General features: G+C 51.0%; 14 protein-coding genes. 6 read left to right on the forward strand and 8 right to left on the reverse strand.

The genetic code is table 11. The annotated features are described in order from the left end of the window. The first annotated feature begins 168 nt into the window (after positions 1-168). Together A7589_RS12135 and yqhH are read left to right on the forward strand one after the other, a co-directional pair. Positions 169-1095 carry a YqhG/Tai3 family protein gene (locus A7589_RS12135; protein WP_105282768.1) on the forward strand — a complete coding sequence of 309 codons (927 nt, stop codon included), beginning with the start codon at positions 169-171 and terminating at the stop codon, positions 1093-1095. Positions 1096-1145: 50 nt separating this feature from the next. Then, a complete protein-coding gene (gene yqhH / locus A7589_RS12140; RefSeq protein WP_000719320.1) occupies positions 1146-1403 on the forward strand; it encodes a lipoprotein YqhH in 258 nt (85 codons plus the stop codon). A 42-nt stretch (positions 1404-1445) separates the two neighbouring features. Here yqhH and A7589_RS12145 read toward each other — a convergent pair whose 3' ends face one another. The 7 genes from A7589_RS12145 to ygiW form a co-directional block, all read right to left on the reverse strand. Continuing rightward, the gene (locus A7589_RS12145) at positions 1446-3665 is read right to left on the reverse strand and encodes a YgiQ family radical SAM protein (RefSeq protein ID WP_105282767.1); all 2220 of its coding nucleotides are present in this window, start codon (positions 3663-3665) and stop codon (positions 1446-1448) included. Between the two features lie 110 nt (positions 3666-3775). Next, on the reverse strand, positions 3776-5188 hold the full coding sequence (gene ftsP, locus A7589_RS12150; RefSeq protein WP_108188852.1) for a cell division protein FtsP: 1413 nt from the start codon (positions 5186-5188) through the stop codon (positions 3776-3778). A gap of 72 nt (positions 5189-5260) precedes the next feature. Further along, positions 5261-5998, reverse strand: coding sequence for a 1-acylglycerol-3-phosphate O-acyltransferase (gene plsC / locus A7589_RS12155; RefSeq protein ID WP_000965723.1), 738 nt, complete (start codon positions 5996-5998; stop codon positions 5261-5263). Between the two features lie 227 nt (positions 5999-6225). Further along, positions 6226-8484, reverse strand: a complete 2259-nt coding sequence (gene parC, locus A7589_RS12160; RefSeq protein ID WP_001281918.1) for a DNA topoisomerase IV subunit A — start codon at positions 8482-8484, stop codon at positions 6226-6228. Between the two features lie 137 nt (positions 8485-8621). Beyond that, positions 8622-10229, reverse strand: coding sequence for an ABC transporter substrate-binding protein (locus tag A7589_RS12165; protein ID WP_105282766.1), 1608 nt, complete (start codon positions 10227-10229; stop codon positions 8622-8624). 109 nt (positions 10230-10338) lie between these two features. Then, complete coding sequence (locus tag A7589_RS12170) at positions 10339-10821, reverse strand: AraC family transcriptional regulator (protein WP_000795660.1); 483 nt, start codon at positions 10819-10821, stop codon at positions 10339-10341. A 52-nt stretch (positions 10822-10873) separates the two neighbouring features. Then, entirely contained in the window at positions 10874-11266 is a 393-nt protein-coding gene (gene ygiW / locus A7589_RS12175) for an OB fold stress tolerance protein YgiW (protein ID WP_000731637.1), read from the reverse strand. A gap of 151 nt (positions 11267-11417) precedes the next feature. On the opposite strand from ygiW, the gene qseB reads away from it, so the two are divergent. The 4 genes from qseB to A7589_RS12195 all read left to right on the forward strand — a co-directional run bounded on the left by qseB (position 11418) and on the right by A7589_RS12195 (position 14459). Further along, positions 11418-12077, forward strand: coding sequence for a quorum sensing response regulator transcription factor QseB (gene qseB, locus A7589_RS12180; protein WP_108188853.1), 660 nt, complete (start codon positions 11418-11420; stop codon positions 12075-12077). Further along, positions 12074-13423, forward strand: coding sequence for a quorum sensing histidine kinase QseC (gene qseC, locus A7589_RS12185; protein ID WP_000673341.1), 1350 nt, complete (start codon positions 12074-12076; stop codon positions 13421-13423). The genes qseB and qseC overlap by 4 nt, the downstream gene beginning before the upstream one ends. Before the next feature lie 109 nt (positions 13424-13532). Beyond that, positions 13533-14114, forward strand: a complete 582-nt coding sequence (gene mdaB, locus A7589_RS12190) for an NADPH:quinone oxidoreductase MdaB (protein WP_000065430.1) — start codon at positions 13533-13535, stop codon at positions 14112-14114. Between the two features lie 30 nt (positions 14115-14144). Continuing rightward, the gene (locus tag A7589_RS12195) at positions 14145-14459 is read left to right on the forward strand and encodes a putative quinol monooxygenase (RefSeq protein WP_000958592.1); all 315 of its coding nucleotides are present in this window, start codon (positions 14145-14147) and stop codon (positions 14457-14459) included. 216 nt (positions 14460-14675) lie between these two features. On the opposite strand, the gene A7589_RS12200 is transcribed toward A7589_RS12195, so the two are convergent. Next, positions 14676-15290: MFS transporter (locus A7589_RS12200; protein ID WP_108188854.1), on the reverse strand; the 615-nt coding region annotated here is incomplete at its 5' end.

A 15290-nucleotide genomic window follows, 5' to 3' on the forward strand; every position in this document is an offset into this window, starting at 1 on the left:
CGCTACCGGACTTTTCAGAAATCATTTATTCCCCTCACCTCCCGCCCGTTGTTACTCTCCTCCGTTCAGAAATGCCAAATTTAAGGACATCATCATGCAGAGCTGGAAGCTCTTAAAGCAACAAAGCATCTACAATATGGATAAACACGACGGTGAGGTGAAAAACAGATGAAATTAATACTTCTGTTTTTGGCGTTTTTTGCAAGCTTCACTACTCAGGCACAATCACCCTCGCTGACTGCTGAACAGACAGTTCGCCAGATTTATCAAAACTATAAATCTGATGCCAGCGCGCCTTATTTTGGTGAGACAGGAGAGCAGGCGATAACGTCTGCACGCATACAAAAAGCACTTACCCTGAATGATAATCTCACGCTGCCGGGCAATATCGGCTGGCTGGATTATGATCCGATTTGTGATTGTCAGGATTTTGGCGATCTGGTGTTAGAAAGCGTAGCAGTTACTCAAACGGATACCGATCATGCAGATGCCGTTGTGCGCTTTCGTACCTTTGACGACGATAAAGAAAAGACCACGCAAACGCTGAAAATGGTGGCAGAAAATGGTCGTTGGGTCATTGATGATGTCATCAGCAACCATGGCAGCGTCTGGCAGGCAGTTAATAGCGAGAATGAAAAAATCCTGGCAACGCTGGCATCGCTACAAAAAGAAGAGCCTGAAGCCTTTGTCGCCGAATTGTTTAAACATATTGCCGATTATAGCTGGCCCTGGACATGGGTTGTTTCCAACACCTATCGTCAGGCAGTCAATGAATTTTATAAAACCACATTCAATAAAAACGGCAATTTCGATCAAGAGATGCAAATAGAACGGCAATTTATTTACGACAATCCGATTTGTTTTGGCGAAGAGTCGCTATTTGCTCGTGTTGATGAAATTCGTGTCCTGGAAAAAACCGCCGATTCTGCCCGTATTCATGTTCGTATTGCGCTGACCAATGATAACAGTGAAGAGCAGGATTTAGTTTTACAGCGACGCGAAGGAAAGTGGGAAATTGCCGATTTTATCCGTCCTGGCAGCGGGAGTTTGCTTAAACAGATTGAAGCGAAAACATCCGCCAGATTAAAGCAATAAGCTGAATAAAATAAAAATTAATCGGAACAATAAATAAAAGGGAGCACGATATGAAAAAGATTTTCACCGTGGGAACACTCATTCTGGTAGCCGGCTTATTAAGTGGTTGCGTCAATGAGCAAAAGGTCAATCAACTGGCAGGTAATGTACAAACATTAAATACCAAAATCGCCAGGCTTGAGCAGGATATAAAAGCATTACGCCCGCAAATCTACGCCGCCAAATCCGAAGCTAACAGAGCCAATACACGCCTTGATGCGCAGGACTATTTCGATTGCCTGCGCTGCTTGCGTATGTACGCAGAATGATAAAAAAATCCCCGGCAGCATTCAGTTACCGGGGATGTTTTTTTAACGTCCAGTCGCCGCTTTAGGGCGTTTCTTCGCACCGGCATTCACAGGGCGAGATTGCACAGGCGACGCTTTCTTTGTCATAGCAGGCGTCTGACGCTGAGTCGCCATTGGCGTATGTTTGGTCAACGCCGGACGGGTATTGCGGTTCTGACGGCGAGCTTCGCGCATCTCTTCAATGGTTGGCGCAGGCACTAAGCAATCGCGACGGCTGCCAATCAGATGCTTTTTACCCATCGCTTCCAGCGCCTGGCGGATTAACGGCCAGTTTGCCGGATCGTGGTAACGCAACAACGCTTTATGCAGACGACGCTGCTTGTCGCCCTTCGGCACGAAGACGTCTTCGCTCTTATAACCAATTTTCGCCAGCGGATTTTTGCCGGTGTAATACATGGTGGTTGAGTTAGCCAGCGGCGACGGATAGAAGTTCTGTACCTGGTCGAGACGGAAGCGATGTTTCTTCAGCCACAGCGCCAGATTTACCATATCTTCATCACGCGTACCGGGGTGCGCGGAGATGAAATACGGGATCAGATACTGCTCTTTACCTGCCTGTTTCGAGTAGGTGTCGAACAGTTCTTTAAAGCGGTCATAGCTGCCCATGCCCGGCTTCATCATCTTCGACAACGGCCCTTCTTCGGTATGTTCCGGGGCAATCTTCAGATAACCACCAACGTGATGGGTTGCCAGCTCTTTGATATAGCGCGGATCTTCCACGGCGATGTCATAACGCACACCGGAGGCGATCAGGATCTTTTTAATGCCTTTCAGATCGCGCGCGCGGCGATAGAGGTTGATCGTCGGTTCGTGGTTAGTGTCCATATGCGGACAAATATCCGGGTAAACACACGACAAACGGCGACAAGTTTGCTCGGCGCGTGGTGACTTGCAGCGCAACATATACATGTTGGCAGTTGGCCCACCGAGATCGGAAATCACGCCCGTAAAGCCCGGAACGGTGTCGCGGATCGCTTCAATCTCATTGATGATCGAATCTTCCGAACGGCTCTGAATAATGCGCCCTTCATGCTCGGTAATAGAGCAGAAAGAGCAGCCGCCAAAGCAGCCACGCATAATGTTGACCGAGAAACGGATCATTTCGTAAGCCGGAATACGGGCATTACCGTAAGCCGGATGCGGCACGCGCTTGTACGGCAGCGCAAAAACGCTGTCCATCTCTTCGGTAGAAAGCGGAATAGCAGGCGGGTTGATCCACACATAGCGGTCGCCATGTTTTTGCATCAGCGCGCGGGCGCAGCCAGGGTTGGTTTCGTGGTGCAAAATACGCGAAGCATGAGCGTACAGCACTTTATCTGCCTTTACTTTCTCGAAAGAAGGTAACAAAACGTAGGTTTTTTCCCACGGTTTCGGGCGCGGCGGCTGCACGGTAACGGCTTTGGCTTCTTGTTTTTTCGGAGCCACCGGTTTGTTATCCGCACACGGCAAATCTTCGCCATACGGATGCGGAATAGGGTCGATTTTCCCTGGTGTATCAAGACGAGTAGAATCCACGCCGCTCCAGCCAGGCAGAGCCTCTTTCACGATAATCGCGGTATTACGTACATCGCGGATTTCGCTAATCGGCTCGCCCATCGCCAGACGATGCGCCACTTCCACCAGCGGACGCTCACCGTTACCGAACATCAGCATGTCGGCTTTGGAATCCACCAGCACGGAACGGCGCACGGTATCAGACCAGTAATCATAATGCGCGGTACGGCGCAGGCTGGCTTCAATACCACCGAGGATCACCGGCACATCTTTCCATGCCTCTTTACAACGTTGGGTATAAACCAGCGTGGCGCGATCCGGGCGCTTACCCGCGACGTTATCCGGCGTGTAAGCATCGTCATGACGCAAACGGCGATCGGCAGTGTAACGGTTGATCATCGAGTCCATATTGCCTGCGGTCACGCCGAAAAACAGATTCGGTTTACCCAGACGCATAAAGTCGTCTTTGCTGCTCCAGTCCGGCTGGGCGATGATCCCGACGCGAAAGCCCTGCGCCTCCAGCATACGACCGCAAATCGCCATCCCAAAGCTCGGGTGATCGACATACGCGTCGCCAGTAACCAAAATGATGTCGCAGCTATCCCAGCCAAGTTGATCCATCTCTTCACGAGACATCGGCAAAAACGGTGCCGGTCCAAAACAGGCGGCCCAGTACTGCGGCCAGGAGAACAGGTCGCGATCCGGTTGGATCAGGGAGATAGAGCTCATTTTGCTTCCAGAAATGATAAAAAAATAATCAAAGGCCGGGGATTATAAGCCGGAACGAAAGAGAAATCGAAAGGTATTCCATACTCGCCCTCCTCGGGCGAGTATGGCGATTAAGGCACTGGATTAACCAGCAACTGCCCAATAGAGCCGCGATCCGCCATTTCCAGTGTCTGGCTACCAAAGTAAAACGGGAAATGCGCCCAGGAAGGCTGACCGTAATAAACAAGCAGTTCCACTTGTCCATCAACCCAGACGGTATCTTTCCAGCCTCTGTCTTCCGGGAATGGCATTGCGCCATTCACGTTGCGGATCTGGAACATCACGCCTTCAATATGGAACACTTGCGGCTCGTCCGCGCGTACCGTCCAGCGTTCCCACGTTCCCTGCTGGGCAGCAACATCAATGCGGTTAACGTCCCATAGCTGCCCGTTGATGCCGGGATCGTCACCCAGACTAATATCACGGCTGCGAATCGGTGAACCGGCCATTATTTCAGTCGGTAACAAGCGCATCGGCAGGCTGTCAGTGACCAGCGGCAGAAGGCCGGTCGGGCGCAACGTTAGCACCAGCGTGGAAACCAGAATGCTGGACGGCTCAAAGAAGCCACGAATACGATCAACAATGCTCGCCGCTTCGCCACAGGTGATAGACACTTCATCACCGTTGCTCATATCCACCAGAATTTCACGGCGTTCGCCCGGCGCCAGCGAAAGTTGCTTCACCGACACGGGAGCAGGCAGGAATCCCTGATCGCCAGAAATCACGTGCAACGGACGACCATCGCTCATCTGCAGTTGATAGCGACGGGAGTTCGATGCGTTCAGCAGGCGCAGGCGCACCCAACCGCGCGAAACTTCAACGTACGGGCTTTGTACACCGTTGACCAGCAGCGTATCGCCAACAAAGCCGCCGCTTCCCGGTTCGTTGTATTCTGGCGTACCAAAGTTATCCAGCCGTTTATCCTGGATAATGACCGGAAAATCATCCACACCATAATGGTTAGGAATGGGCAGCGACTTGCTGACTTCATCTTCCACCAGCCACATCCCGGCAAGGCCGTTATAGACCTGCTGCGCCGTGCGGTTGGGGGTATTAGCGTGATACCACAAAGTCGCAGCATTCTGGCGAATTGGCAGCACAGGCGCCCAGTCAGCGTTTGGCGACATCATGCGTGCCGGACCGCCCATCAGTGGACCTGGCACTTGTAATCCAGCCACTGTCATTGAGACATTTTCTGTCAGTCGGTTGCTGTAAATCAGCTTAACATCGTCGCCCTTCCAGACGCGGATAGTCGGCCCAAGGTAGCGACCATTGATACCCCAAACCGACGCGCGCGTTCCTGGCGTAAATGACCAGTGCGCACGTTGTACTGTCATAAATAGCGGTTGCCCACGGCGAGATTCAAGCAGCGGCGGAACGGGCAGTGGTTGCTGTTGACCGGCTGCGCTTGCCTTCAGGGGGACAGCACCTGCACACAGTGCGATCCCCGATGCCTGAATGAACTGACGCCGACTGAGTGACATATTTGCTCCATGTAAAACTGGCTAAAGTAATACCGTGCAGGAAAACATCCCCGCAAAAAACAGATTGCCGACTTAAACTTTTCCGGCGGCTTCGCGCTCTGCGACTTCTTTATCGAGCTCGGCGATTTTTTGTTCCATTATCGAACGACAATGAGCAGCCAGCTCGCGAACCTGATCTTTACCATATTGACTGATGTCAATTGGCGGCAGCATTTCTACGATCACTAAACCATTATTCAGTCGATTAAGATTAATCTTATTCGAAGTCGTGGAAACACACACGGGAATAATCGGGACGCCTGCCGCAATTGCCGCATGGAATGCCCCAGTTTTAAACGGCAACAGACCGCGACCACGGCTGCGCGTTCCTTCCGGGAACATCCAGATGGAAATACGGCGTTTTTTGAAGTGATTCACCACTTCCGCGATAGTGCCGTGCGCCTTAGTACGGTTGTTTCTGTCGATCAATAAGTTGCCGCTTAACCAGTACAACTGCCCAAAGAAGGGGATCCACAGCAAACTCTTTTTACCCACTGTAACCGTCGGCGGCTGCACGATGTTCGATGCTGTCACCATGTCATAATTGTTCTGGTGGTTAGCAATATAGATAGCATTACCATAGCTTTCAGCATCTGCAGGTTTGCGACACTCAACTTTCAGCCCGTACAGCGGCGCAAGGCGCCCAAACATATGCCCGAAGGTGGCTACATGCTTTGGATTTCGCGGGCTGAAAAGGCAGTAAATGGAGCCGAAAACACAGACTAAGATGCTGTAAATAACGGTAATAATAAGACGAAAGATATATAGCATAACACCCTCTGAAGATCTGAGAGACTGGCATTGTACGTCACCTGAAATCAGGTTAGGGCATTGTTAAAAGCCGCTCTCTGGAAAAGCGTATTGTTAATCGCAACGCATGAATAAACAACGGTTTCAAGGGAATTTTTATCGTTTCCTGGGGCTGATTACGCTGCCGGATGACGACTTAACGTGTCATCCGGCGTTCCTTACAAACGGGAGAAAGCCCCTCCGGCATGTTACTCTTCGCTATCGCTACTGCTGGCGCGGTGAGGTGAGTCAATCTCGACACGGTCGATACGCTGTAAACCGCGCATCAAGGTGCCACGGCGACCACGCTCACCGGTCACTTTCAGCAGTTCTTCCGGGCGCAGTTTGATTTTGCGTTTCCCGACATGAATAGTCAGAGTGCTCTGCGGCGGCAGTACATACAGGTGTGCCAGACCATCCTCGCCCCGCGCAGCTTCTGCCGATGGGATGTTGATGATCTTGTTGCCTTTACCCTTCGACAGTTGCGGAAGCTCACTTACCGGGAACATCAACATACGTCCCGCCAGGGTGATAGCCAGTAGCATATCAGAGGCATCTTCAATCACTACTGGCGGCATAACATGCGCATTTTCAGGTAAAGTAATCAATGCTTTACCTGCACGGTTACGGGCAACAAGATCGTTAAAGGTGCAGACGAATCCATAGCCAGCATCGGAAGCCATCAACAGTTTCTTATCGTCGCTTTCCATTAGCATGTGATCAACAGTGGCACCTGGCGGTAACGTCAGTTTACCGGTGAGTGGTTCGCCCTGACCACGCGCCGACGGCAGCGTAATCGGGTCGATGGCGTAGCTACGACCAGTGGAATCAACAAATACCACCGGTTGGTTGCTCTTGCCTTTCACCGCCGCTTTGAAGCTATCGCCCGCTTTATAGTTCAGGCCTGGTGCGTCGATGTCATGGCCTTTGGCGCTGCGTACCCAACCCATCTGTGACAGCACAATGGTAACGGGTTCGGACGGCAGCATATCGTGCTCGCTCATCGCTTTCGCTTCTTCGCGTTCCTGCAACGGCGAACGGCGATCGTCGCCATAGGCTTGTGCGTCGGCCTGTAGCTCTTTCTTCAGCAGGTTATTCATCTTGCGCTCGGAAGCCAGAATGCTCTGCAACTGGTCGCGCTCTTTTTCCAGTTCGTTCTGCTCACCGCGAATCTTCATCTCTTCCAGTTTAGCGAGATGACGCAGTTTCAGTTCGAGGATCGCTTCCGCCTGGGTTTCCGTAATGCCAAAACGCGACATCAGTGCCGGTTTCGGTTCATCTTCATTACGAATGATCTCAATCACTTCGTCGATATTGAGAAACGCCACCAGCAAACCTTCAAGAATATGCAGGCGCTTGAGGACTTTCTCCAGACGATAATTGAGACGGCGGCGCACGGTATCGCGACGGAACACCAGCCATTCGGAGAGGATTTCCAGCAGGTTTTTCACCGCCGGACGCCCATCCAGACCAATCATATTGAGGTTGATACGATAGCTCTTTTCCAGATCGGTCGTGGCAAACAGATGATTCATCACCTGCTCCATATCCACACGATTAGAACGCGGCACAATCACCAGACGGGTCGGGTTCTCGTGGTCAGATTCATCGCGCAGATCGTCAACCATCGGCAGCTTTTTGTTGCGCATTTGCGCAGCAATTTGCTCCAGTACGCGCGCACCAGAAACTTGATGCGGTAAGGCGCTGATAACTACCGCGCCATCTTCTTTCTTCCACACCGCGCGCATACGCACAGAACCACGACCGTTCTCGTAGATTTTACGGATCTCGGCGCGGGAGGTGATAATTTCCGCTTCGGTCGGGTAGTCCGGGCCCTGAACAATATCCAGCAACTGGTCAAGCGTGGTTTTCGGCTGGTCGATTAAAGCGATTGCCGCCTGGGCGACTTCACGCAGGTTGTGTGGCGGAATGTCCGTCGCCATCCCGACAGCAATACCGGTGGTGCCGTTAAGCAAAATATTCGGCAAGCGAGCAGGCAGCATTTTCGGCTCCTGCAAAGTGCCGTCGAAGTTTGGCACCCAATCCGCCGTCCCTTGCCCCAGCTCACTCAATAACAGCTCAGAATATTTCGACAGGCGGGATTCGGTATAACGCATTGCCGCGAACGATTTCGGATCGTCCGGTGCCCCCCAGTTTCCCTGCCCATCAACCAGCGGATAACGGTAAGAAAACGGCTGCGCCATCAGTACCATCGCTTCATAGCAGGCGCTGTCACCGTGCGGATGGTATTTACCCAGTACGTCACCCACAGTACGGGCCGATTTTTTAAATTTGGCGGTAGCATTCAGACCCAGTTCTGACATCGCATACACAATGCGGCGCTGAACAGGCTTCAGACCATCACCAATAAACGGCAACGCACGATCCATGATGACGTACATGGAGTAGTTTAAGTAGGCGTTTTCCGTAAATTCATGTAGCGCAAGGCGCTCTGCCATATCGCTCATTAATTCTGATTCCTCAACTTATTCGCCAGCCTTCAAAGGGGCAATATTGCCGGAGATACTACATTATCTGTCGCGTCGAGTCACAGGAGATCAGTGTGAATAGTGCCGCCAGACGTGCTCCGACGGCGATAAAGGCATCAATGTGCCTTGATATACAACTCTTTGCTGTAGACATAATCCTGGGGATTATGCAGCGGGAAACCGCCAACGTAAGGTTTAAGCAGTTTGATCAGCGGCTGATAGTAGACAGGAATGAGCGGTGCCTGCTGGTTGATAATGGCCTCTGCCTGTTGATACAGCGCATTACGCTTTATCGCGTCAGTGGTCTGAGTTGCCTGGTTTAGTAACGCATCATACTTTGCATTTTTCCAGTGGCCGACGTTCTCTTCACTATCGCTTTTAAGCGTGTTCAGGAAGCTGGATGCATCATTATATGTCGCATCCCACGACTGCCGCGACAACATGAAATCACCGCTACGCCGGGCATCGAGATACGTTTTCCACTCCATTGTGCGCAGCGTCACCTGTGCGCCAAGCCATTTTTTCCATTCGGAAGACAAGGCTATCGCCGTTTTTTCATGCAGATCGTACTTGTTGTAAAACAGTTCAAAGCGTAGCGGATGAGAGGCGTCGTATCCCGCCTGTTTCAGCAAGGCTTTTGCCATCGCAACGCGCTCACCCATTGGCTTTTGCAGTTCCTCGAACGTTGGCGCACGAAATCCTTCTACCTCTGGCGGTGTCAGCGTTGTTGCGGGCGTTCGCAACCCAAGTATCTTTTGCGCGATTAACGGCCTGTCGACCGTAAGATACAACGCCCGCCGCACACGGGCGTCATCAAACGGCGGTTTCCGGGTGTTGAAGTTGTAATATTCGCTGTTCAGACGCGGGATAATTCGCAGCTCGCCAGGTAGTGATTTTTCGATTGCAGGAATTTGCTGCGCCGGAACCCAGGTGAGATCAACCTCTCCCGCACGATAGCGGTTATAGCCGGTGACCGAGTTATCCAGCGCCAGATACTCAACCTGCTGCAAGACAGTATGCTCTGCATCGCGGTATTGAGGATTTTTTCGCGCTGTAATCTTTTCGTTAACTACCCATTTATCAAGCACAAAAGCGCCGTTGTAAACCATATGTCCAGGCTTACTCCAGCTATCGCCATACTTCGCAATCACATGATGCGGAACCGGAAACAGCGTCGGCCAGGCGAGCATGGTCGTGAACCAGGGAACGGGTTGCTCAAGCGTGACTTCAAGAGTGCGATCATCGGTAGCCTTCACACCCAGCGATGCAATATCCGCTTTGCCTGCCACAATAGCCGCTGCATTTTTAATATGCGCCTGTGCCAGATAGTCAGCAAAAGGGCTTGCCGTTTTGGGGTCAACCGCGCGCTGCCAGCCGAGGACAAAATCCAGTGCCGTTAAGGGCTGGCCATCAGACCACTGTAAGCCGTGACGTAAATGGAAAACATAGCGTTTGCCGCCATCTGACACCTCCCATGATTCGGCCTGAGCGGGTTGCACTTTGCCTTCACTGTCTATCCATACCAGACCTTCAAACAGATCCAGCACAATCTGCGCAGCAGTATTCTCCTCAACCTTTTGCGGGTCGAGCGTACCTGGGTCGCTATGATTGTTGTAACGAAAGACTTGTTGCGGGGCGAGCGGTGTGTTGGCGGGAACGTCAGCAGCATAGAGAGGAGCCGCACTTACCAGGCTGACCAGCCATAATAAATTTCGCGTATACATGGTATTCCTTACCTGAGAAATTATAAGCCCGACAACAATACGCCGGTGAGATTGTTAGCTCAAACTTATCGCGAGTGATTTGGCTCACACTCCGTTAAAATATTTCCCGTCACGCCAACGGCACATAAACATCTGTTTCCAGCCGTTGCTCTGACATCCCTTCAGCCAGATTAGTGTAGTGAAACAGTATCGGCGCTTTACGTATTTTCTCTCCGCTTTCAGGCAGCCACTGACGAATGATGCCCCATACCGTGCGCGAAATATCGTCCAGTTCGCCAACGTGACGAGCCACGGCATAACGTCCTCCATCAAGCTCACTATTACTCACGCCATAACGATTCTCCGGAATCGCTTCGCTAACGCTGCCGCAGATATCAAAGCGAAACGCTTCCGGCGCGGTGCTGGCAGGATCATCCCAGGCGACGCCAAATGTCTGGCTTTGGTTAACAGGGGAAAGTCCCGTCTCTTTGCGCCACATGATAAATTTCGCCACGCTATAGTTGAGCAACTCAGGGCTACAACGATGCGGCAACAAAGCCACGCGGGTTGAAGGGAAATTGATGATGTTCACGGCCAGTGCCTGGTTTTTCATGTTGCCTCCCTGCGAAATTATTCCCGGGAACGCGTCCCGGGTGCGGTAACAATTACGGATTCACTTTACGAATCTGTTTAACGTCGATCTCAACTGAGTTCCAGTCTTTATCGACCTCCCCCTGAATCTCAACCGTATCTTTCGGTGTCACCGTTACACCGTTCCAGCGTTTGTGGTCGATATCGACATTGATAGTACCGCTGGCATCTTTGAACACGTAGAGATCGTCAGAGATGCGTTCAACGATATTGCCGCGCAGAGTTACCCAGGTATCATCACGCAGGGATTTTGCGTTTTCTACGTTAGTTACACTGCCGTTCGGCCCCTGAAATCCTCCGGCCTGATTTTGCGTTGCTGATGGTCCAGAAAAACCACCCTGCTCTGCTGCCATAACTGGTGCGCTACACAGAGCCATTACTGCAATTACTGCTGCTAATTTTTTCATGTTTGTTACTCCCTTTAATGTCTGTTTTCGAACATTAAACAAGATACTCCTTAACAACTTCTTAAGAAAAAAAAAGAAAATTTAGTACTGTACAGAGCGCGTTACAACACGGTTTACTGACAACGAATACAGCTATCGCAGGGATGAAAAGATGCGAATTTTACTGATAGAAGATGACATGCTGATTGGCGACGGCATCAAAACAGGTCTTAGTAAGATGGGCTTTAGTGTTGACTGGTTTACGGAAGGTCGTCAGGGAAAAGAGGCGCTTTATAGCGCACCTTATGACGCGGTAATTCTGGATTTAACCTTACCGGGAATGGATGGTCGCGATATTTTGCGCGAATGGCGGGATAAAGGTCAGCGTGAGCCAGTATTAATCCTGACCGCGCGCGATGCCCTGGCGGAACGCGTGGAAGGTTTGCGTCTGGGAGCCGACGATTATCTTTGTAAACCTTTTGCATTGATAGAAGTCGCAGCCAGGCTGGAAGCTCTGATGCGCCGAAGCAACGGGCAAGCAAGCAATGAGCTACATCACGGTAACGTAATGCTCGACCCAGGCAAACGTATCGCCACCCAGGCCGGCGAACTCTTAACGCTGAAGCCAAAAGAATTTGCTCTGCTGGAATTACTGATGCGTAACGCCGGTCGGGTACTGCCGCGCAAACTGATTGAAGAAAAACTGTATACCTGGGACGAAGAGGTCACCAGCAATGCCATCGAAGTGCATGTGCATCATCTGCGACGTAAGCTCGGCAGCGACTTTATTCGCACCGTTCACGGTATTAGCTACACATTAGGTGAGAAATGAAATTTACCCAACGCCTTAGTCTGCGAGTCAGGCTGACGCTGATCTTTTTGATTCTGGCCTCGGTGACCTGGCTACTCTCCAGCTTTGTCGCCTGGAAACAAACAATTGATAATGTCGATGAGTTATTCGATACCCAGTTGATGCTGTTTGCCAAACGATTAAGTACGCTCGATCTTAACGAAATCAATGCGGCAGATCGTATGGCGCAGACACCGAATAAATTAAAACACGGTCACGTAGATGATGATGCGCTGACCTTTGCTGTCTTTACTCACGACGGCAACATGGTCCTTAACGATGGCGATAATGGCGAAGATATTCCCTATAGCTATCAACGTGAAGGGTTTGCTAACGGGCAACTGGTAGGTGAAGACGACCCCTGGCGTTTTGTCTGGATGACATCCCCCGATGGTAAGTATCGCATCGTTGTTGGCCAGGAGTGGGAATACCGTGAAGACATGGCGCTGGCGATTGTCACCGGACAGCTCATTCCCTGGCTTATCGCGCTGCCTATCATGTTGATTATCATGATGGTACTACTGGGTCGTGAACTCTCGCCACTAAACAAACTGGCGCTGGCGCTACGTATGCGCGATCCTGACTCGGAAAAACCGCTCAACGCTGACGGTGTACCCAACGAAGTGCGTCCGCTGGTCGAGTCGCTGAATCAACTGTTCGACCGTACTCATACGATGATGGTTCGTGAACGACGCTTTACCTCCGATGCTGCTCACGAACTGCGTAGCCCGTTAACGGCGCTGAAAGTACAAACCGAAGTTGCGCAGCTCTCTGACGACGATCCACAGGCACGGAAAAAAGCACTGCTTCAATTACATTCCGGGATCGATCGCGCCACCCGCCTTGTTGATCAACTGCTCACTCTGTCGCGGCTCGACTCGCTGGATAACCTTCAGGATGTCGCGGAGATCCCACTTGAAGATCTCCTGCAATCGTCGGTAATGGATATTTACCACACGGCGCAGCAGGCGAAAATTGACGTGCGGCTGACGCTCAACGCACAGGGCATCAAACGCACCGGACAACCGCTATTGCTAAGTTTGCTGGTACGAAATCTGCTGGATAACGCCGTGCGCTACAGCCCACAAGGCAGCGTGGTGGACGTCACGCTGAATGCCAATAATTTCATCGTGAGGGATAACGGCCCCGGTGTGACGCCAGAGGCACTGGCGCGAATCGGCGAACGTTTCTATCGCCCACCGGGACAAACCGCCACCGGCAGCGGGCTTGGGCTGTCGATTGTCCAGCGGATCGCCAAATTGCATGGCATGAATGTTGTGTTTGGGAATGCGGAACAAGGTGGATTTGAGGCGAAGGTGAGCTGGTAGTAGTGATATTTTTGCAAAATTCGCAAAAGACTTTGCATATTTTGCTAATTTCACCGTACCGCTCTGTGACGTACTATAGTCGACAAACTTCTCACCTTGAGGATAAAAAATGAGCAATATCCTGATTATCAACGGCGCGAAGAAATTCGCCCACTCCAATGGTCAACTGAACGACACCCTGACCGAAGTCGCGGATGGCACGCTCCGCGACCTCGGGCATGATGTCCGTATCGTTCGCGCCGACAGCGACTACGATGTCAAAGCCGAAGTACAAAACTTTCTCTGGGCTGATGTGGTTATCTGGCAGATGCCTGGCTGGTGGATGGGCGCGCCGTGGACGGTGAAAAAATACATTGATGATGTGTTCACCGAAGGTCACGGTACGCTGTATGCCAGCGATGGTCGAACCCGCAAAGATCCGTCGAAAAAATACGGCTCTGGCGGCCTGGTGCAGGGCAAAAAATATATGCTCTCTCTGACCTGGAACGCACCAATGGAAGCCTTCACCGAAAAAGATCAGTTCTTCCACGGCGTCGGCGTTGACGGCGTGTATCTGCCGTTCCATAAAGCAAACCAATTCCTCGGTATGGAACCGCTGCCGACATTTATCGCTAATGACGTGATAAAAATGCCTGATGTTCCCCGCTATACTGAAGAATATCGCAAGCATCTTGTGGAAATTTTTGGTTAACTAGAGCTCTGGCTTTAGAAGGAGTTAACCATGCTTACAGTAATCGCTGAAATCCGTACTCGTCCTGGCCAACATCACCGTCAGGCGGTATTGGATCAGTTTGCTAAAATCGTTCCAATCGTACTGAAGGAAGAAGGTTGCCACGGCTATGCGCCGATGGTGGATTGCGCTGCTGGCGTGAGTTTCCAGTCTATGGCGCCGGACTCTATCGTGATGATTGAGCAGTGGGAAAGCATTGCCCATCTTGAAGCGCATTTGCAGACGCCGCATATGAAAGCGTACAGCGAAGCCGTAAAAGGCGATGTGCTGGAGATGAATATTCGTATCCTGCAGCCGGGGCTTTGATGTTCCTGAAAAGAGGCCGGTAATTTTTATCGGCCTGAGAGTGATGGCAAACGTAAGATTGCCTGATGCACTACGCTTATCGGGCCTGGCAGAGGATTGCAATATATTGAATTTGCACGATTCTGCAGGACGGATAAGGTGTTCACGCCGCATCCGGCATGAACAACGCGCGCTTTGTCAACAAGTTAAGGTCAGTATTGCTACCGACTTTTAGTTTCATACTTCCGCCGTCTCTAAACGCGCTTTAATCTGTTCGTAATATTCATTATTAATCAGATAAAAGCGCATGATAAGTCCAGTTATCAGGTTGAGCACCGCTGGAACTATCGTCATTAATAAGCAGATCCCCCACAGCGCCTTCGGTGTTTGCTCAATGCCTGGTTGGTAGCCCATACAGGATAAAGCAATGCCTATAAAGCCTCCCGCCAACCCCATACCGAATTTTTGAAAAAAGAGAATCCCGCCAAATGCCAGCCCGGAAACACGTTGCCCCGTTTTCATTTCGCCGTAATCCACCGATTCAGCAATAGATGCCCAATAAACGGGAAGTTGGATATCCGTCAGGAAGGTCACCACAATATAAAATGTAAAGGCTAACACTATAGAATCTGGTTGCACAAAATACATCGCGCCACCCACCACGAACGCCAGTAATTGGGTATAACGAAACATTTTTATTTTGTCATAGAAACGAGTAAGCCACGTGCAAGTTACCATCGCCATAACAGAAGCAATCACGCCTGAGGTTAAAAAGGGTGAAATTAAAGCATCCCCACCATTCAGATAATATTTTGCATAATATGCAGCTACAGAGGGTGATGCTGCCAACTT

The organism is Escherichia sp. MOD1-EC6475, assembly GCF_003046645.1.
Lineage (GTDB): Bacteria > Pseudomonadota > Gammaproteobacteria > Enterobacterales > Enterobacteriaceae > Escherichia > Escherichia ruysiae.